The sequence below is a fragment of the Rhizobium sp. BK275 genome, from assembly GCF_014193555.1.
Lineage (GTDB): Bacteria > Pseudomonadota > Alphaproteobacteria > Rhizobiales > Rhizobiaceae > Rhizobium.
The window spans coordinates 101,692-118,704 of sequence record NZ_JACHZL010000009.1 but is presented as its reverse complement, the minus strand read 5'-3'; the positions used below and the strand labels follow the sequence as shown (position 1 = coordinate 118,704).

At 60.0% G+C, this 17,013-nt stretch carries 20 protein-coding genes and 2 tRNA genes; 11 read left to right on the top strand and 11 right to left on the bottom strand.

The features are described from left to right. The first annotated feature begins 60 nt into the window (after window positions 1-60). Window positions 61-642 (top strand): flavodoxin family protein, encoded by a 582-nt coding sequence (locus FHT82_RS26030; protein ID WP_183735590.1) that lies wholly within the window; start codon window positions 61-63, stop codon window positions 640-642. 22 nt (window positions 643-664) lie between these two features. On the opposite strand, the gene FHT82_RS26025 is transcribed toward FHT82_RS26030, so the two are convergent. The 3 genes from FHT82_RS26025 to FHT82_RS26015 all read right to left on the bottom strand — a co-directional run bounded on the left by FHT82_RS26025 (window position 665) and on the right by FHT82_RS26015 (window position 2,079). Next, on the bottom strand, window positions 665-1,135 hold the full coding sequence (locus FHT82_RS26025) for a DUF6644 family protein (protein WP_183735589.1): 471 nt from the start codon (window positions 1,133-1,135) through the stop codon (window positions 665-667). A 9-nt stretch (window positions 1,136-1,144) separates the two neighbouring features. Continuing rightward, window positions 1,145-1,531: a DUF6152 family protein gene (locus tag FHT82_RS26020; protein WP_183735588.1), complete on the bottom strand. Its 387-nt coding sequence runs from the start codon at window positions 1,529-1,531 to the stop codon at window positions 1,145-1,147. 101 nt (window positions 1,532-1,632) lie between these two features. After that, the gene (locus FHT82_RS26015) at window positions 1,633-2,079 is read right to left on the bottom strand and encodes an Rrf2 family transcriptional regulator (RefSeq protein ID WP_183735587.1); all 447 of its coding nucleotides are present in this window, start codon (window positions 2,077-2,079) and stop codon (window positions 1,633-1,635) included. A 420-nt stretch (window positions 2,080-2,499) separates the two neighbouring features. Here FHT82_RS26015 and FHT82_RS26010 point away from each other — a divergent pair, with 420 nt between their 5' ends. Genes FHT82_RS26010 through cysN form a run of 3 tightly spaced genes read left to right on the top strand, consistent with a single transcriptional unit; the run spans window position 2,500 to window position 5,700 of the window. Beyond that, the gene (locus FHT82_RS26010; protein ID WP_183735586.1) at window positions 2,500-3,243 is read left to right on the top strand and encodes a phosphoadenylyl-sulfate reductase; all 744 of its coding nucleotides are present in this window, start codon (window positions 2,500-2,502) and stop codon (window positions 3,241-3,243) included. 17 nt (window positions 3,244-3,260) lie between these two features. After that, window positions 3,261-4,214 carry a sulfate adenylyltransferase subunit CysD gene (cysD, locus tag FHT82_RS26005; RefSeq protein ID WP_183735585.1) on the top strand — a complete coding sequence of 318 codons (954 nt, stop codon included), beginning with the start codon at window positions 3,261-3,263 and terminating at the stop codon, window positions 4,212-4,214. Between the two features lies 1 nt (window position 4,215). After that, window positions 4,216-5,700, top strand: coding sequence for a sulfate adenylyltransferase subunit CysN (gene cysN, locus FHT82_RS26000; RefSeq protein ID WP_183735584.1), 1,485 nt, complete (start codon window positions 4,216-4,218; stop codon window positions 5,698-5,700). A 39-nt stretch (window positions 5,701-5,739) separates the two neighbouring features. Here cysN and FHT82_RS25995 read toward each other — a convergent pair whose 3' ends face one another. Next, complete coding sequence (locus FHT82_RS25995) at window positions 5,740-6,792, bottom strand: LacI family DNA-binding transcriptional regulator (RefSeq protein ID WP_183735583.1); 1,053 nt, start codon at window positions 6,790-6,792, stop codon at window positions 5,740-5,742. A 521-nt stretch (window positions 6,793-7,313) separates the two neighbouring features. On the opposite strand from FHT82_RS25995, the gene FHT82_RS25990 reads away from it, so the two are divergent. Further along, window positions 7,314-8,819 carry a DegQ family serine endoprotease gene (locus FHT82_RS25990; RefSeq protein WP_183735582.1) on the top strand — a complete coding sequence of 502 codons (1,506 nt, stop codon included), beginning with the start codon at window positions 7,314-7,316 and terminating at the stop codon, window positions 8,817-8,819. 112 nt (window positions 8,820-8,931) lie between these two features. Here FHT82_RS25990 and FHT82_RS25985 read toward each other — a convergent pair whose 3' ends face one another. Beyond that, entirely contained in the window at window positions 8,932-10,359 is a 1,428-nt protein-coding gene (locus FHT82_RS25985) for a PLP-dependent aminotransferase family protein (RefSeq protein ID WP_183735581.1), read from the bottom strand. Window positions 10,360-10,457: 98 nt separating this feature from the next. Between FHT82_RS25985 and FHT82_RS25980 the strand changes: the two genes are divergently transcribed. Further along, on the top strand, window positions 10,458-11,117 hold the full coding sequence (locus FHT82_RS25980) for a GNAT family protein (protein WP_183735763.1): 660 nt from the start codon (window positions 10,458-10,460) through the stop codon (window positions 11,115-11,117). Between the two features lie 195 nt (window positions 11,118-11,312). After that, entirely contained in the window at window positions 11,313-12,191 is an 879-nt protein-coding gene (yghU, locus tag FHT82_RS25975; RefSeq protein WP_183735580.1) for a glutathione-dependent disulfide-bond oxidoreductase, read from the top strand. A 332-nt stretch (window positions 12,192-12,523) separates the two neighbouring features. Here the strand turns inward: yghU and FHT82_RS25970 are convergent, their stop codons facing one another. After that, window positions 12,524-12,709, bottom strand: coding sequence for a hypothetical protein (locus FHT82_RS25970; protein ID WP_183735579.1), 186 nt, complete (start codon window positions 12,707-12,709; stop codon window positions 12,524-12,526). A 140-nt stretch (window positions 12,710-12,849) separates the two neighbouring features. On the opposite strand from FHT82_RS25970, the gene FHT82_RS25965 reads away from it, so the two are divergent. Next, complete coding sequence (locus FHT82_RS25965) at window positions 12,850-12,993, top strand: hypothetical protein (RefSeq protein WP_183735578.1); 144 nt, start codon at window positions 12,850-12,852, stop codon at window positions 12,991-12,993. 210 nt (window positions 12,994-13,203) lie between these two features. Here the strand turns inward: FHT82_RS25965 and FHT82_RS25960 are convergent, their stop codons facing one another. The 3 genes from FHT82_RS25960 to FHT82_RS25950 all read right to left on the bottom strand — a co-directional run bounded on the left by FHT82_RS25960 (window position 13,204) and on the right by FHT82_RS25950 (window position 14,675). Then, a complete protein-coding gene (locus FHT82_RS25960; protein WP_183735577.1) occupies window positions 13,204-13,560 on the bottom strand; it encodes a hypothetical protein in 357 nt (118 codons plus the stop codon). 49 nt (window positions 13,561-13,609) lie between these two features. Next, entirely contained in the window at window positions 13,610-14,134 is a 525-nt protein-coding gene (locus tag FHT82_RS25955; protein ID WP_183735576.1) for a helix-turn-helix transcriptional regulator, read from the bottom strand. Window positions 14,135-14,534: 400 nt separating this feature from the next. After that, entirely contained in the window at window positions 14,535-14,675 is a 141-nt protein-coding gene (locus FHT82_RS25950) for a hypothetical protein (protein WP_183735575.1), read from the bottom strand. Between the two features lie 360 nt (window positions 14,676-15,035). On the opposite strand from FHT82_RS25950, the gene FHT82_RS25945 reads away from it, so the two are divergent. Continuing rightward, window positions 15,036-15,359, top strand: coding sequence for a hypothetical protein (locus tag FHT82_RS25945; RefSeq protein ID WP_210276910.1), 324 nt, complete (start codon window positions 15,036-15,038; stop codon window positions 15,357-15,359). Window positions 15,360-15,592: 233 nt separating this feature from the next. Here FHT82_RS25945 and FHT82_RS25940 read toward each other — a convergent pair. Continuing rightward, window positions 15,593-15,669 (bottom strand) — tRNA-Pro (locus tag FHT82_RS25940). 261 nt (window positions 15,670-15,930) lie between these two features. On the opposite strand from FHT82_RS25940, the gene FHT82_RS25935 reads away from it, so the two are divergent. After that, on the top strand, window positions 15,931-16,341 hold the full coding sequence (locus tag FHT82_RS25935) for a hypothetical protein (RefSeq protein ID WP_183735574.1): 411 nt from the start codon (window positions 15,931-15,933) through the stop codon (window positions 16,339-16,341). A 140-nt stretch (window positions 16,342-16,481) separates the two neighbouring features. On the opposite strand, the gene FHT82_RS25930 is transcribed toward FHT82_RS25935, so the two are convergent. After that, window positions 16,482-16,556: transfer RNA gene (locus tag FHT82_RS25930), tRNA-Gln, on the bottom strand. A gap of 158 nt (window positions 16,557-16,714) precedes the next feature. Between FHT82_RS25930 and FHT82_RS25925 the strand changes: the two genes are divergently transcribed. Then, on the top strand, window positions 16,715-17,011 hold the full coding sequence (locus FHT82_RS25925) for a cupin domain-containing protein (RefSeq protein ID WP_183735573.1): 297 nt from the start codon (window positions 16,715-16,717) through the stop codon (window positions 17,009-17,011). Window positions 17,012-17,013 lie beyond the last annotated feature (2 nt).

Sequence of the window (17,013 nt, the reverse complement as noted above, 5' to 3'; positions counted from 1 at the left end):
ACCCTCCGCCGCCGACTGCGGAGGCAGGCATCTGTTTTTCAAATCGGAGGAGATCGACCCATGACAAACATCGCCATCGTCTATCACAGCGGTTACGGCCATACGGCGCGACAAGCGCAAGCGGTGAAGGCCGGTATCGAACGGGTCGCCATCATGCGTGGCCTGCTGCTGACAACAGAAGAAGCGCAGAGCCGCTGGGATGATCTCGCGGCGGCAGAGGCGATCATCTTCGGCGCGCCGACCTATGTCGCCGGGCCATCCGCCTCCTTCAAGGCCTTTCAGGAGGCGAGCTCACACGCCGTCATGGCGAAGGGCTATCGCTGGAAAAACAAGATCGCTGCCGGCTTCACCAATTCGGGCGCCCAAGCTGGCGACAAGCTCGCCACACTGATGCAGATCGCCCTCTTTGCCGCCCAGCACGGCATGCACTGGATCAATCTCGATCTGCCGCCGGCAAACAACTCTTCTTTCGGCTCGAAGGCGGAACTGAACAGACTGGGTTTCTGGCTCGGGGCTGCCGCACAATCGAATGTCGATGAAGGCTCGGAAATCGCGCCGCCCGAAGCCGACCTTGCAACCGCCCGCCATCTTGGCCAGCGGGTCGCAGAGGCGACGCTGCAATTCGTGCGCGGGCGCAGGTGAACGAAATCGGAAGGACATCGCGTCAGAGAAAGCCGACCCATCGCCCCGCCACGACGGCTGCGATCCATATCAACGCCGAAAGGGCCGCGGAAAACCGTAGCGCGGGACGGACGATGCCGATTGCGATCGCGGTTCGCCACCCCTTACCGGCATGAACGATGAGCACATTGAGGAGACCAAAGGCGATCAGGCCGAGTTTGGCGAGGAAGGCGGTATTTGCGGCATATTCGGCCGGGCGGACAGTGAAGAGACAAAAGCCGGTGAGCAAAGCCAGGGCGAGGCCGATGCCTGCCGAGCGGGACAGGAAGGGTGCGATGACCTCCACCGGCACCTTGGCGAAGAGGCCGGCGAGCCTGAGATCAAGCGGGAGAATGGCGCCGACCAGAACGCCGATCGCCAGGATATGGGCGGCGTTGACGAACATGTAGAGCGTCGCGGAGCGCCTGAGCTCGACCGCAAGCGTGGTGGCAGCCAGCCATTCGAGAAGCTCCATGACGAAGCGTCAGTTCGTCTGGATGCGTTCCGGATAAATGTCGTAGCGCTTTTCACCGATGGTGATGCGCACGGCCTTCAGCCGTTTCTCATTGCGGTCCTGCGAGCGGTTTCCGAGTGCTGTGATCTGATCGCCGGGCTTTGCGACGCCCTCCACGAAGCCGGAGCGCTCCGTCTGGCGCGGGTTGCCAAGCTCGACGCGCCACACGCCGTCATCAACGGTTGCGACATCGAGCGTCGGATGCGGCCCGCCCATGGATATCTGCTGGATGGTGCCGCGGAGCTCGATCTGGTCGGCTTCCGCCCATGACCAGCCATGATGCGCCGCTGCACCCGTTGCGAATGCGGCCGAGAGCATGGCAGCCGCCAGCACTCGCTTGCCTGAAAGTGCAAACATGATCTTCTCCCTACCCGAATGCACGGGCAGGTGGAGCATGGACGACATATGAAAAGAGCACTCACCGAATCTTGAAGACCGGTGAGTGGGAGGAAAACGGATCAGGCGAGCAGGCGCGTGACCTCCGCACCCTGTTTGGTTCCCACGGCATCGGCAATCGTCGTCGAGAACAGCACCTTGCGGGTGGCGTCTGCCACCTTGGCGAAGACGTGGCGGATTTCGCAATTCTGCTCGCCGTCGCAATCATCGCACTTGCGGTAAGCAGTGATCGACAAGCACGGGAGTGGCGCGATGGGACCGTCGATGATGCGCAGGATCTCGCCGAAGGTGATGTTGTGGGCCGGCTTCAGCAACAGGTAGCCGCCCTGCTTGCCACGGCGGCTGACCACGATGCCGTGATGCTTCAAATCGAGCAGGATCTGCTCCAGAAACTTCTTCGGGATCTTCTGCTGCACGGCAATGTCGGAAATCATGACGGGTTCGTCGGCCGCAGCTTCCGCCAGAACCGTCAGCGCCCGCAGCGCATATTTCGCTTTTTGCGTAATCATCTCGGACCGTCGAACACACACAAAGCGGTGCCGAATCCCGGCATCGCACGAAAGCTATTCGCCTCTATTGCACAGCCAGCATGAACGGAATTTGAACGCGCCGGAAAAAGCCTTGAGAGACAAGTGTTTTGGCCCTGTTTTTCACCCTCGGCCAACAGTTGATAATCTACTTCAAAAAACGGCAATTTTCATCATTATCGCCATCACTTCCGATTTCCAATTGACAGGCGCCGTGTAACACTACTATTTCTATAGACATTAAGTTCGAGGCGTCTTCTTGACGTCGGCGGCTGCTTTTCTGCATTGCGGCAGGATGGGAGAGATATTTGCTCCGCTAAGCAGTCCTTTCGAAATCCCTTTTTCTGTCCGATCCGTCCTTCAGCTGTAATACTCCGGCCAACATCAAGGACAGGATCCCCCATGACTGTTATCAATCCGATCGAAGAAGCCGAGGCTTTGGCTGATAAGCTTTCCGGCCTCGACCTCGCCGGCCGGCTTTCGTTCGTCGCCGGCCTTGGCGGACGTGTGGTCTTCACCACCTCGCTCGGCATCGAAGACCAGGTCATCACTGCAGAAATCGGCACGCATCGCCTGCCGATCGACGTCGTGACGCTGCAGACGGGCCGGCTTTTCAAGGAAACGCTTGATCTGATTGGCGAGACCGAGAGCCAGTACGACATTCACATCACCCGCTATGAACCGGAGCAGGCCGACATCGACGCTTACGCGGCGAAATACGGCATGAACGGTTTCTACGAGAGCGTCGAAGCCAGGCATGCCTGTTGTGGCGTGCGCAAGCTGAAGCCGCTTGCGCGGGCTCTGGCAGGCGCGACGATCTGGATCACCGGCCTGCGCCGCGGCCAGTCGGCCAACCGCGCCGAGACGCCGTTTGCGGAATACGACGCCGAGCGCCACCTCCTGAAGGTCAATCCGCTCGCAGATTGGGATATCGACAAAATCAAGGCCTTCGTCGCCGATAACGGCGTGCCGATCAACCCGATGCATGCCCGTGGCTATCCTTCGATCGGCTGTGAGCCCTGCACCCGCGCCATCAAGCCCGGCGAGCCGGAACGCGCCGGCCGCTGGTGGTGGGAGCAGGATGAGAAGCGCGAATGCGGCCTGCATGTCGCCGAAGAAGCGGCTTCAATCGTCGCGCAGCAATAAGAAGTCTGGAGTACGAAATGCCCGATACCCGTCAGGATACGGAACTGACCAATCCGCAGAGCGCCAAGCCGCCGCTCGACCCGCATCTGAAGGCGCTGGAAAACGAAGCGATCCATATCTTCCGCGAAGTTGCCGCCGAATTCGAGCGTCCGGTGATGCTCTATTCGATCGGCAAGGATTCCTCCGTGCTGCTGCATCTTGCCCGCAAGGCCTTCTATCCCGGCCGCGTGCCCTTCCCGCTGCTGCACGTCAATACGGGCTGGAAGTTTGCGGAGATGATCACCTTCCGCGACGAGATCGTGAAGAAGTACGATCTCGACCTGATCGAGTATATCAATCCGCGCGGTGCGGCTGAGAATATCACGCCGTTCACCTTTGGCTCCGCCCGCTACACCGACATCATGAAGACGGAAGCGCTGCGCAACGCGCTGGACGCCGGCCAGTACGACGCGGCCTTCGGCGGCGCGCGGCGCGACGAGGAAGCCTCCCGCGCCAAGGAGCGCATCTATTCGTTCCGCACGCCCGACCATCGCTGGGATCCGCGCAACCAGCGCCCGGAACTCTGGAACATCTATAACGGCCAGATCCGCAAGGGCGAAAGCGTCCGCGTCTTCCCGCTGTCGAACTGGACCGAAGTCGATATCTGGCGCTACATCCAGGCCGAGGACATCCCGATCGTGCCGCTTTATTTTGCCGCCAAACGCCCCTATGTCGAGCGCGACGGCATGATGATCGCCGCCTCCGATCCGCGTCTGGAGCTACTGTCCGGCGAAACGAAGCAGGAAGATTCCATCCGCTTCCGCACGCTCGGCTGCTTCCCGCTGACGGGCGCGATCCGCTCCACTGCCACCAGCCTTGAAGAGATCATCGCGGAGCTGGAAATCGCTACGGTTTCCGAGCGCCAGGGCCGCGCCATCGACCGTGACCAGTCCGGGTCCATGGAAAAGAAGAAGCGTGAAGGATATTTCTGAGATGACTGCAGCCGTTCCCGCAAACGTCGTCGCCGTACCCGCCGCCGAGCCTCTGAAGGCCGTGCGCGACTCGCGCCCGTTGCGCCTCATCACCTGCGGCAGCGTCGATGACGGCAAGTCGACCCTGATCGGCCGCCTGCTCTGGGACACCAAGGCCGTCAAGGAAGATCAGGCGGCGACGCTCCGCCGCGATTCCACCGGCAAGCAGAACGATCTTGGCCTTCCCGATTTCGCGCTGCTGCTCGATGGCCTGCAGGCAGAGCGCGAACAGGGCATCACCATCGATGTCGCCTATCGCTATTTCTCGACCGACAAGCGCTCCTTCATCGTCGCCGACACGCCCGGCCACGAGCAGTATACCCGCAACATGGCGACCGGTGCCTCCACCGCCGATCTCGCCGTGCTCCTGGTCGATGCCCGCGCCGGCATCCTCGAGCAGACGCGCCGTCATGCGACGATCGCCTCGCTGCTCGGCATCAAGCAGTTCGTGCTCGCGGTCAACAAGATCGACCTGACGAACTATGACCGTGCCGGCTTCGACAAGATCACCCACGAGTTCAGGGAATTTGCGCTGTCGCTCGGCGTCAAGCAGATCACCGCGATCCCGATGTCGGCGCTGAAGGGTGAAAACGTCGTCTATTCCGGCCAGGCAGCAATGCCCTGGTATAATGGTCCGACGCTGGTCGAAACGCTGGAGCATGCGACCGTCCGTTCCGGCCAGTCAACCGGCTTCCGCCTTTCCGTCCAGCGCGTCTCGCGCCCCGGCGAAAGCTTCCGCGGCTATCAGGGCACGGTCGCCGGCGGTTCGGTCAAGCCGGGCGACAGCGTCATGATCCTGCCCTCGGGCATGGTGGCCAATGTCACCAAGATCGTCACCTTCGATCTGGTGCGCAACGCGGCCGTTGCCGGTGACGCGGTCACACTCGTTCTCGACCGTCAGGTGGACGTGGCGCGCGGCGACATGATCGTTTCGATCGACTCGCAGCCGCAGACGGGCCTTTCCTTCGATGCGCAGGTCGTTGCCCTGCAGCCTGAGGGCATCGAGGCCGGCAAGCGCTACTGGCTAAAGAGCGGTTCGCGCCGCCAGCGCGTTCAGGTGGAACCCGTCAGCCAGCTGGAGCTGAAGACCGGCACGTGGAATTCCGCCCAGCGGCTCTACATGAACGCCATCGGCAAGGTGCGCCTCGTATTCGACGAAGCCGCGATCTTCGATCCCTACGAGCAGAACCGCGCTACCGGCTCCTTCATCCTGATCGACCCGGAGACGAACAACACCATTGCCGGCGGCATGGTGACCGGCAAGCGCGCCGATGTCAGTGGCCTGCACGGCAGCGATGCCCGTGTGATCCTCTCGCTTCCGGCCGATCTTGCCGAGCAGATCATGGCGAGCGAGCTGTTTGCCCAGCGCCGCCATGAGGCGGAAGTGCGCCGCATGACAGCATCGGAAGCAGCCGAGCTCTGGTCGAGCGCGGCAAGCGACATCTAAGGAAAAGGGGCCGATCGGCCCCTTTTTTATGCTCTTCGTTTATTGCTGCGGTCCCGGGCGCGTCGAACCGCGCTCGATGATCGAAAAGCCGAGATCGACCCTGTGTTCTTCCGGCGGCTCTTCGCGGATGGCGCGCAGCAGCATGTCGGCGACGCGGCGGCCGAGGTCGTGACGCGGGACATGAACCGTCGTCAGAGACGGCGAGGTGAATTGTGCGAATTCCAGATCGTTGAAACCGCAGATGCCGAAATCATCGGGCACGCTGATGCCGCGCTCGTTGCATTCGATCAGCGCGCCGAGGGCGAGATCATCATTTTGCGCAAGGATCGCATCGAGATCCGGTACCCGCTCCAGCAGCTCGCTGAACAGGCGCCGTCCGAGACCGATGCTGGTGGAACCGTCTTCGCCATGCATCAGCGACGGATTATCGAGACCGGCCTGGCGCATGGCTTCCTCATACCCCGCACGGCTGCGGCGAGAGCGGATATCGCTGAGCCCGCCGATGAAACCGATCCGCTTGTATCCCTTCGACAGAAGGAAACGGGTCGCAGCAGCAGCGGCAACATGATGCGACATGCCGACGAGCAGCGTTGCCGGCGGTTGGCTGAGGTCGGCGACGTGGGCCACCGGAAATGCGGCCGTATCGATCAGCAGTGCGAGCCCGTCATAATATTCCGCATTGATAAGGATAATGCCGGCCGGCTTCTGCGCCAGGAAGGATTTGAACTGGCTGATCTCCTGATCGCCGTCATCGAGCGTGTTGGCATATTGCACCCGCAGATCCGTGGCACGCAGCCGCTCCTCGATGCCCATCATGACGCCTGTGAAGCAGGGGTGATGAAGCGACGGCGTGATGACGCCGACGATGCCGCTATGGCGGCCGGCAAGCGCGCGGGCGGCAAGGTTGGGAATATAACCCATCTCGTCGACGGTGCGCAGAATGATCTCGCGCAGCTCTTCGGAGACGATTTCAGGGTTGCGAAGCGCACGCGAGATGGTGATCGGACTGACCCCTACCCTCTTTGCAACATCACTCAACTTTACATGGGAACCGCGCTTCTTTTCCCGCCCCGGCTTCACTGAATCCCTCATCGCTCTCCCGCACGTCGCCGCGAACCTCGCCCCCGTCGATTCGCAACTCCTTCTTTCTGAAGAATAAATAATTTAGAATCCACTAAAATTTCAAGTTCGCGCATCAACCGAAACGCGAAAAATCCGAAATAAGTGCCGCGAGTGGTTCAACTTATTACGCAGCCGAGAGGCCGGCGGATCACAGGAAATGAAATATGTTTCACTGTTCTGGCACTTCAGACGCGGGCAACAGCAAGGTATTCGCGAAACGAAGGCGATGCCGGGTCAGACAAGATTAAATTATAGTAATGTCTTACGATACCGTAATATAAACATGATCAATGTTTAATTTGTAAATCCCGCAGAACGGATCATATAGGTATCAAGCGCCAATTGCTCCTGACTACAGTAATATCTGCTTATAACCGGTGAAATTCAAGTAACGGTCAGCAATAATTGGCGAAAATACTCCTCGACGCCTAGGTCCATGGCATGGAACCAAGCGTCATCTGATGCCAACGCTCTCGCAAGGGACTTCCACCATGTCAAACATTCTTCGCAAGCACAGGGCTGCAGCACTTGTCGGAGCGGCTATCGTTCTCGGTGCGGCCTCCCTGCCCTTCGCCATCTCTTCCTCCTCGACGGCTCTTGCTGCACCGGCCGAGACCGGCGGCATGCTGGCCTCCAACGGCTCCTTTGCTTCCATCGTCGATGCCGACAAGCCGGCCGTGGTGACCATCACCACGACGATGAAGGCCACCAATGCCAGCGCCGACAGTTCACCGATGGACGAGCAGTTCCGCCAGTTCTTCGAACAGCAGGGCATTCCCCTTCCGCATCAGGCGCCGCAGCAGCACGAGTCGCAGCATGCCATGGCGCTCGGCTCCGGCTTCATCATCAGCCCCGACGGTGTGATCGTCACCAACAATCACGTCATCGACAATGCCATCGACATCAAGGTCACGCTCGACGACGGCACCGAGCTGCCGGCCAAGCTGCTTGGCGCCGATGCCAAGTCCGACCTCGCCGTTCTGAAGGTTCAGGCTCCGCATCCGCTTGCGACCATCGCCTGGGGTGATTCCGACAAGCTGAAGCTCGGCGACCAGATCCTTGCCATCGGCAATCCGTTCGGCATCGGCACGACGGTGACGGCCGGTATCGTCTCGGCCCGCGGCCGCGACCTGCACAGCGGCCCCTATGACGACTTCATCCAGATCGACGCGCCGATCAACCATGGCAATTCCGGCGGCCCGCTGGTCGATCGTGACGGCAATGTCGTCGGCATCAATACCGCCATCTACTCTCCGAACGGCGGCAGCGTCGGCGTCGGCTTCGCCATTCCTTCATCTGAAGCAAAGACGATCGTCGCCAAGCTGCAGAAGGACGGTTCGATCGATCACGGCTATCTCGGCGTGCAGATCCAGCCGGTCACCCAGGATGTCGCCGATGCCGTCGGCCTCTCCAAGGCTGAAGGCGCGCTGGTTGCCGCCGTTACCAATGGGACGCCTGCTGCCCATGCCGGCATCAAGACGGGTGACATCGTAACCGCCGTCGGCAGCGAAAACGTCAAGACGCCGAAGGACCTGTCGCGCCTCGTTGCCGACCTGTCGCCGGGTGCCAAGGAAACGCTGGCCGTCTGGCGTGACGGCAAGACGGTCGATCTCAACGTCACCGTCGGCGGCAATGAAGACACCCAGAAGCAGGCCGCCGCCGTCGAGAGCAGCGACGATCAGGGCCAGGCTGCCGGCCAGCCGAGCCTCGGCATCGGCCTTGCCGATCTGACCCCTGATGTCCGCCAGCAGCTCAACCTGCCCCACGGCGTCAACGGTGCCGTCGTTGCCAACGTCAACCCGGACAAGTCTGCCGCTGCCGCCGGCATCCAGCCCGGTGATGTGATCGTCTCGGTCAACGACAAACCGGTGCATGATGCCCGCGACGTCAAGACCGCCGTTGCCGATGCCGGCAAGGCCGGCCGCAAGTCGGTACTGCTCCTGATCGAACGTGGCGGCAACAAGACCTTCGTGGCCGTGCCCTTCGCCGCCGCTTGAAGGGCACCCACGTGAGCGCTGCGCCCGGACCAGTTCCGGGCGCATGCGTTTCTGAGCAATTCCAGCAAAGTGTGCAGCGGTTTTGCGTCCGGAATTGCGTGAAAACAAATGGCTAAAGCACAGCCTTGAGATCGGCTGCCAGTCTTTGAACGGCGGCCGCTTCCGCTTGCGAGATACCGAAGAGAATGCCGGGGGCGGATTTGCCGATAAAGAAACCCGACATCGGCATCAGACCATATCCTGATGCATTCACCTTCGCGACGACCGCCCGGTCATCCACCGTCTCATCGCGAAACCAGGCCGCAAGCTGCAATCCGCCATTGCCGCCCGAAATGAAAAGCCTTCCGCCAAAGTGGCTTTCCAGCATTCCGATCGTCCGGGCCATGCGCTCGGCATATTGCTGGTTCATGCGCCGCAAATAGGCGCGCAGACGGCCCTCATCGATGAAATCGGCAAGGGCGGCCTGGACATGGGTGGAGACGGCAACGCCCCTGCGATGCAGCGCCTCGGAAGCCTCCGATACCAGCCAGCGCGGCACGACCGCGTAGGCGACGCGCAGGCCGGGCGCCAGCACCTTCGAGAAGGTGCCGACATAGGCGACGACCTCCGCCTTGTCGATGCCCTGCAAGGCGGCGATCGGCCGCGAGCCATATTGAAAGTCGCTGTCGTAGTCATCCTCGACGACAAGGCTCTCGTGACGGCGCGCCGCCTCCAGCAGCGCCAGCCGGCGCGGCAGGCTCAGCGTGGCGCCGGTCGGATATTGATGGGATGGCGTCACATAGATCAGTGCTGGGATCAGCGCTGGGATCAGCGCCGGCTGCGGGCCGTCCATCCTGGAAACGTCGATGCCCTGATCATCGCAGGGAACCGGCACGACTTCGGCGCCGGCATCGCCAAGCAGCAAGCGCGCGGCGGGATAGCCGGGATCTTCCATCCATGCGGCTCTGCGCCCGCTCCTTCGCAACATGGTTCTCGCCAGCATGTCGATCGCCGCGCGCGTGGAGGGCACGATCATGACCTGCTCCGGCTCGGCGACCACGCCGCGCGTCACCGAGACATGCTCAAGGATGGCTTCGCGCAGTTCGCGGATACCGGTTGCATGCTCATAGCCGAGATGATGGATGCGCAAAGACCGGCTGCGTGCAGCAAGATGGCGGCTCCAGACGGCATGCGGGAAATCCGATATGTCAGGCGCGCCCGGCCGGAACAGGGCGCGGTAGGGCGGCTGCTCCGGACTTTCCTCCTTCACCGGCACGCGGTCGCCCTGCTGCCGTTCGGGCCGCATCCGTGCAAGGGCGGCAATCCGTGTCGCGGCGCCGGCGGAGGCTTCGATATATCCTTCGGATTTCAGGCGGTCGTAAGCCTCGACGACCGTCGAGCGCGCAACACCAAGAGACGCCGCAAAAGCGCGGGTCGACGACAGCTTATGACCGGCCGGAAGCTGGCCGAGCAGGATACGGTCGCGCAGGCTTCGATAGATCTGGCCGGCGAGATCGCCTCCGTCGCGATCGAGGTCGAGCCATGCAGGTGTCGGCGTCATTCTTCCACTGGTCTGCTCAAAAGGTCAGAACTGGACTTTTACTCCAGTCCATTTGCAGGGCAAGACCAGTCAGGTTTGATGCAACAATGGATAAGACGATGGATCTCTCCAACTGGAAGGGTGTCGCCCGCCCCGCCCGCGCCCCGATTGAGGGCCGTTACACCCGCCTGGAGCCGCTGGACGCCGCAAGGCACGGCGCCGATCTGCTTCGCTCGGCGCAGCAGCCCGGCGCGGAAGACCGCTTCCGCTATCTCTTCGAAAGCGCACCCGCCGATATGGCAGCCTTCACCCCCTGGCTCGAAAGGTCCGTGGCAAGCGAGGATCCGCTGTTCTTCGCCGTCATCGACAAGGCGACGGGACGGGCCGAGGGCCGGCAGGGACTGATGCGCATCGATACCGCGAACGGCGTCATCGAGATCGGCAACATTCTCTGGGGACCCTCGATCGCCCGCACGCGGGTTGCGACCGAAGCGCTCTATCTCTGCGCCGCTTATGTCTTCGACACGCTCGGCTACCGGCGCTTCGAATGGAAGTGCAACAACCTCAACGAACCGTCGAAGCGGGCGGCACAACGCTTCGGCTTCTCCTTCGAGGGCATCTTCCGCCAGCATATGGTGCAGAAGGGCCGCAACCGCGACACCGCCTGGTTTGCCATGACCGATGGGGACTGGCCGAAGCTGAAGGCCGGCTATGAGGCATGGCTCGCGCCTGAAAATTTCGATGCCGACGGGCAGCAGAAGCGCAAGCTCAGCTTCTGAATGAGACCTGAAGCGTGCCACGATCTTTCAGATACGCTGTCACGCTTTGGGCGACATACTGAAAGCGGCGGCGACAAAAAAGCCGCAGCCCCGATGACAAGAACTTCATTGCTACCAATATGTTCATGGGCCTCAATTGCCGTTAAGGATTGGGCCTTTCACGTAAAGCACGAAGTTATTCTGTCAGGAGCTCATATGACCAGTTCGTCCGAGTATACGCCCCCCAAGATCTGGACCTGGGACAAGGAAAACGGCGGCCAGTTCGCCAGCATCAATCGCCCGATCGCCGGGCCGACGCATGACAAGGAACTGCCAGTCGGCCGCCATCCGCTGCAGCTTTATTCGTTGGGAACGCCGAATGGCGTGAAAATCACCATCATGCTGGAGGAACTGCTGGCGCTCGGCCATAGCGGCGCGGAATATGATGCCTGGCTGATCAAGATCGGCGATGGCGACCAGTTCGGCAACGGCTTCGTCGAGGTCAACCCGAATTCCAAGATCCCGGCGCTGATGGACCGCAGTGGTGAAAAGCCGGTGCGCATCTTCGAATCCGGCGCGATCCTCACTTATCTCGCAGAAAAATTCGGCGCCTTCCTGCCGACCGATCCGGCCAAGCGCGCCGAATGCTTCTCCTGGCTGTTCTGGCAGGTCGGCAGCGCACCCTATCTCGGCGGCGGCTTCGGCCATTTCTATGCCTATGCGCCGACGAAGATCGAATATGCGATCAACCGTTTCGCCATGGAAACCAAGCGCCAGCTCGACGTGCTCGACCGGCGTCTGGCCGAAAGCGAATATATCGCCGGCGACGAACTCACCATCGCCGACATGGCGATCTGGCCCTGGTATGGCGGCCTCGTGAAGGGCTGGATGTACGGCGATTCCGCCGAATTCCTGCAGGTGCAGGAATACAAGAACATGAAGCGCTGGGCCGACCTGATCGGCGACCGCCCGGCCGTCAAGCGCGGCCGCATGGTCAACCGCGTCAGCGGCGAGCCCTCCAGCCAGCTCCACGAACGCCATGACGCCAGCGACTTCGAGACGAAGACGCAGGACAAGCTGCAGGCAGCCGAGTGACGATACCGGAAAGGCGGCGCGTCGTTACGACGGCGTGCTCTCCTTGCCAAAAAACGGCGCAAGGCCGAAATCGCAAATTTTCCCACTAAAAATTACGGGTTTTTAAGCGAACTGTACCGAATCCGGCAAAAGTGCCCTCGCCTCATTCTTCCAGTCTTGCTGAAATGCAAACGCTCTCCTGCCACCTTTCGGAGAGCTTTCCCTATCTACCCCGCCGAAAGCCACCGGCGGGGCTTTTTATTTCAGCATCCGGGACATGAGAAAACGCTGCGTCAGAGCAGAGCGACGCGCAACGATCGCATTCATCGCTTGAGGTGAAGACGGCTTCCGGTCTAGCGCCACTTCGGCTGAGGCGTGGACGCGTTTGCCTGGATCTCATGAAGGGGCGCCCGATGGCCCAGGAGCTTCTTCAGCTTCTTCTCCTCGGCGGGGCCTATCCCGAATTTTCGGCAATGCTCAGCGATATCCTGATCTTTCGGGCCGGGAATCCGGACTTGGCGATTGTTCATCTGCTTCATTGACGCTTCCTCCTCCGAGGGAAACTAGCTTAGCGGCTATTTGTTCGTTAGCAATGTCTAAAATTTAACGGTTTGCTTGGCCGTTGGTCGGTCCTGGGCGACGTGGACGACGTCAAGGGCTCTGATCAACGCCGAAGATCATGGCCGCGCTGAAGGAATCAAGCCTGCCGATGAAGCCTGGCGAGATCGCCACGGCAAGCGGCCTCAAAGGCGAGAACGTGCGCTATCTGTTGCAAAAGATGGTCGAAGCCGGCGAGATCGAAAAACTCGCCTACCGGTGTTAGCTTACCTGGCTATCGCAAGTTCCACTCAAGGATGAGGTGCGACAAATCACCCAACCGGATGTCTTGAAAATGACGTGTTCAACTGTCATAAGGCATCTATGGATTAGTCGCTGGAACAACGATCTTCATGATTGGTTAACCCGGCGGCGATACAAAAGAAGCGGCGGGTGCGAGCCGCCGCTTTATTCGGAGAGCTAAAGCGAAAATTGGCTATCCGAAAGGAATGTGGTCAGTGATGACCCGTGTGATAATCGTAACAAAAGCCGGGACTAGGTAGGTTGCAACTACCGTAAGACGTGCCCGGCTTTTGTGTTTCTGCTGCTTGCCTAAGCTCGCGAGCAGGGTCTTGCGCTCATCTTCGAGGAAGGCCGCGCAATCACCTTCCCGGCCGCTGTCGCGCAAGTAATCCAGATGGTCATCGAGCGCCCGAAGCGCGGAAACGCGCGTGACCGTGTCCGGAATCAACTCGTAAATCAGATCACGAATATCCTGGGGTATGCCTTGCCGCATCGGCGGATCCTTTCCTGAAACGCGGGTAATCCGCGAAGTTTCAACTGCTGTCTTCATCGTTGGGTCCTCGTCTCACCAACATTGAAAAAATACCCCGGCGCCGCGGTTAGGCGGCGACGTGGCTGTTTGCCTCAGCAAGAAGCTGAGAGTTCATCACAGCAAGCCTAAAAGCCTCGCGACCAGCGCCGTGAATTGTGTAAGTCCGCGAACGATTACCTCCCTTGTCAACGACTTCGTTCTGGCAAAGGAGCCCGCGATCAATCAGACGCTCAATGCTCCTGTAGACCATGGTGATATTCATAGCCTTTCCCGTGAATCGGTCAGTCAGCTTCAGGATGTCAGCGTATCCCAAAGGCAAATCCTGCCTCTCCATATACAAAGCACAAGCCAGGACTTGCACCTCGTGCTTCCCGAGCGGTTCGACGAACATCTCAGCCGACGCTCCAAGCTCAATCATTGCCTCATCATGCACATTCGTTGTGATTGCTGGCGCGAGGAGAGCAAGCATTGCGCTCAACGAACGCTCTGCTTTTTCCTCAAGCTCGTGCCTTTCCTTGGTCGGGGGTCGCGAGACGGAGCCGGCGTCGTGCTCCTCCGCCCCGCCCCTCCTCTTGAATGATGTCACGCTCATGATAGATTCCCTTTGTGCCTTTCAACGCTGGTCTTACCGTCTGCTGCCAGCGACTCGAATCTCTCATTTTACGATCATAAAATCAAACCATTTTTACGATCGTAAAAACATCGCTCAGTAGGAATACCTCACCCCCCACCATCTTCTTACGGAGCTGTGCCGCCCATAGCATTAGCGCAAATACAGGAATTTGCCTCGCGTACGCGCAAGCGCGCTAGTCAGTGCCCGCCCGCCAGCGCGATTACGGCAACAACGTAAGAAACGGCGATCATAAGATAGGCGAGCTGGAGAAGGGTCACGGTCCATCCTTTCGTTGGTGGACTTCTCACATACAGCCTTTTTTGCACCCTGCATCAACATTTCAAATGACTGTCTCGTGATCGAAAACCGGAAACGATCATCAATGCCCGGCGAACATGGCGACGACGGCAACGACGTAGCTCACGGCAATCATCAGGTAGGCAATCTGGAGAAAAGACATTGGTCGTCCTCGGTTGTTAAAGGCGACCTCCCAGATATTCCGATGGTTCACGGATGTCATTGAAACATTCCGCAAAGAAGTTTCCTTGACTTTTGGCTCCACTGCTGAGCCGCCGTTGACAAATTTGTAAATCGGTCACAGCGTTTAGACATCGGCACGACTTGACCTATCGGCATGTTTACACCACCGTCTTCCCCATCAGCCAATCAAGAGCCGCGGAAAGCGGCCGGAACGATCTCCAAAGTCAAGGTGACAGCATGACTGAAGAAATCCCGGTCTTTGACCGGCGCGATACCTATTGCCGATTGTCGAAAGTCCAGATGAATGGGCGCGGCGCGAGCTGACATCAGATACAACGGCGCCCGTCTTCAAAAATGCCGAATGGCGGTCCGGATATCAAATGGCGCTAGGCTGCCCGCCTTGCTGCCGATCGGCGCATGTCTGGCAAGCCTGGTTTGTCAAAGAGCAGGGTGGCCGTACATCGACCTTGATGCGGGTGTTTTTTATCGAGCTTGGGAGGGCGAAGCGGTCGCCGACAATAAGCGTGCCCTCCTATTCGCCTTCCGGGCCGCCTGCTCGCTCATATGCGCCGCTGGCATCGGATGGGCGAAATATGTCGTCGAGTACAACGGCAAGCCCGCCGACCCGAAGCGCGCCTTCAAGAACCTCGTCGATCAGGTCTTAGGTGAAGACGCGAAAGGCGTCGTCAGGCACGCGCTTCGGCATGCTGCGCCACTTGGCTGATGCAGGCCGTGGCGAACAAGTGGGAAACATCAGGCTACCTGGGTATGACGCTTGAGACGCTGGAGAAGACATACGGCCACCACCACCCGGATCATCAGGCAAATGTCGGCGCAGCATTCACCACCGGCCGCGCGGGGGGAGGAGGTGACCATTCATTGCCGTAATCGTTGACGTGGATTTTTCGACCCCTACAGCCACAAAAGAAAAAAGCCCGCTTTCGCGGGCTTTTCGGCTGGTCGGAGTGGAGTGATTCGAACACTCGACCCCCACGTCCCGAACGTGGTGCGCTACCAGACTGCGCTACACTCCGTGACCAGCGGCGCCTCTATAGACCGGCCTATCATGTTGCGCAAGCGCCAAAATTCAAAAAGTCGCGGGAATTTTTGACAGGCTCGTGACAAGCCCTTTCAGCCGGCCGTGCAGCAAAAAGCCACACTCTCGACAAATTCTCCGGAAGCGGCCAAGTGGCAATTTTCTTTTGCCGGGTTACGCGCTAAAGGGCTTGGCGGGACAGGCGAAACCGTCGTGAAGGCGGCTTCGCAGCCACTGGCTAGATATCAGGGACGATACGATGAAACTCCGCACCATGACCGGGGCCGCCGCGCTTGCGATTGCGCTTGCCGGATGCACCACCATACCTACTCCCGGCAACCCGATCGAAGCACGCTGGGTCGGCCAGTCGGCCGGCAAGTTCTTTGCCGCCTACGGCCCGCCGCTCAGCGACCGCGACGAAGGCTCTTCGACGATCTACACCTGGAAGGGCGGTTACAAGACGGTGCGCGTTCCCGCGAAATATGCCGAAGGTGCTGACGGTAAGCGCGGCAAGCAGATTGCGAGCGCCCGCACGCTCTACCTGCGCTGCCAGGCCGAAATCACCACCAATTCCGACTACACGATCCGCGACATCCGCACCGTCAACGATATCCCCGGCGTGGACGGACCGTCCTATTGCGCCGAATTCCTGGCACCGGCTCAGAAGTAAGTCTGACTGCCTGAAAGACGTTCGATCGAGGCTCGCCGGTGAAAATCGGCGGGCTTTTTCTTTGCGTGGCTAGAAAAGCGCAAAAGCCTCGCCCTGCTTCGCGACAGGGCCTTCGATAGCATGATCGGTATCTGGAAATGTGGCTGGGGCGCCTGGATTCGAACCAGGGGATGGCGGTACCAAAAACCGCTGCCTTACCGCTTGGCTACGCCCCACCAGAGCCGAAGCGCGTGCCGCTTCGCCAAAACGTGGCCTGATTAGCAAAGGTCTGTCTGCCCGACAATCACTAAGTTCACTGCGACGTCATATTTGTATGCGCTGTCCCGCCGGCATGGTAGGACTTCTGGGATCGACACAGCCAATGGAGCAACCGTTGAGCCAATATCGCGCCCGTCCGCCTGCACTTGCCACGCTGATCCTCGACGATGCCGTCGTGCGCATCACCCAGTGGGATTTCGAGCCAGGTGCCGATACCGGCGTTCATACGCATGGGTTTGGCTATGTCGTGGTGCCGATGACCGATTGCCAGTTCCTGATCGAGGATGCCGAGGGCAGTCGCAGGGTGGATGTCGCCAAGGGAGCGGCCTATCGCCGTGAGGCCGGGACGGAACACAATGTCGTCAATGCCGGCGACAAACCCATGTCCTTCATCGAGATCGAATATAAATAGAC

Coding starts and splice junctions, on each gene's coding strand:
- FHT82_RS26030 (WP_183735590.1), top strand. CDS start 61: ATGACAAACATCGCCATCGTCTATCACAGCGGTTACGGCCATACGGCG.
- FHT82_RS26025 (WP_183735589.1), bottom strand. CDS start 1,135: ATGGAGCTTCTCGAATGGCTGGCTGCCACCACGCTTGCGGTCGAGCTC.
- FHT82_RS26020 (WP_183735588.1), bottom strand. CDS start 1,531: ATGTTTGCACTTTCAGGCAAGCGAGTGCTGGCGGCTGCCATGCTCTCG.
- FHT82_RS26015 (WP_183735587.1), bottom strand. CDS start 2,079: ATGATTACGCAAAAAGCGAAATATGCGCTGCGGGCGCTGACGGTTCTG.
- FHT82_RS26010 (WP_183735586.1), top strand. CDS start 2,500: ATGACTGTTATCAATCCGATCGAAGAAGCCGAGGCTTTGGCTGATAAG.
- cysD (WP_183735585.1), top strand. CDS start 3,261: ATGCCCGATACCCGTCAGGATACGGAACTGACCAATCCGCAGAGCGCC.
- cysN (WP_183735584.1), top strand. CDS start 4,216: ATGACTGCAGCCGTTCCCGCAAACGTCGTCGCCGTACCCGCCGCCGAG.
- FHT82_RS25995 (WP_183735583.1), bottom strand. CDS start 6,792: ATGAGGGATTCAGTGAAGCCGGGGCGGGAAAAGAAGCGCGGTTCCCAT.
- FHT82_RS25990 (WP_183735582.1), top strand. CDS start 7,314: ATGTCAAACATTCTTCGCAAGCACAGGGCTGCAGCACTTGTCGGAGCG.
- FHT82_RS25985 (WP_183735581.1), bottom strand. CDS start 10,359: ATGACGCCGACACCTGCATGGCTCGACCTCGATCGCGACGGAGGCGAT.
- FHT82_RS25980 (WP_183735763.1), top strand. CDS start 10,458: ATGGATCTCTCCAACTGGAAGGGTGTCGCCCGCCCCGCCCGCGCCCCG.
- yghU (WP_183735580.1), top strand. CDS start 11,313: ATGACCAGTTCGTCCGAGTATACGCCCCCCAAGATCTGGACCTGGGAC.
- FHT82_RS25970 (WP_183735579.1), bottom strand. CDS start 12,709: ATGAAGCAGATGAACAATCGCCAAGTCCGGATTCCCGGCCCGAAAGAT.
- FHT82_RS25965 (WP_183735578.1), top strand. CDS start 12,850: ATGGCCGCGCTGAAGGAATCAAGCCTGCCGATGAAGCCTGGCGAGATC.
- FHT82_RS25960 (WP_183735577.1), bottom strand. CDS start 13,560: ATGAAGACAGCAGTTGAAACTTCGCGGATTACCCGCGTTTCAGGAAAG.
- FHT82_RS25955 (WP_183735576.1), bottom strand. CDS start 14,134: ATGAGCGTGACATCATTCAAGAGGAGGGGCGGGGCGGAGGAGCACGAC.
- FHT82_RS25950 (WP_183735575.1), bottom strand. CDS start 14,675: ATGACATCCGTGAACCATCGGAATATCTGGGAGGTCGCCTTTAACAAC.
- FHT82_RS25935 (WP_183735574.1), top strand. CDS start 15,931: ATGAAACTCCGCACCATGACCGGGGCCGCCGCGCTTGCGATTGCGCTT.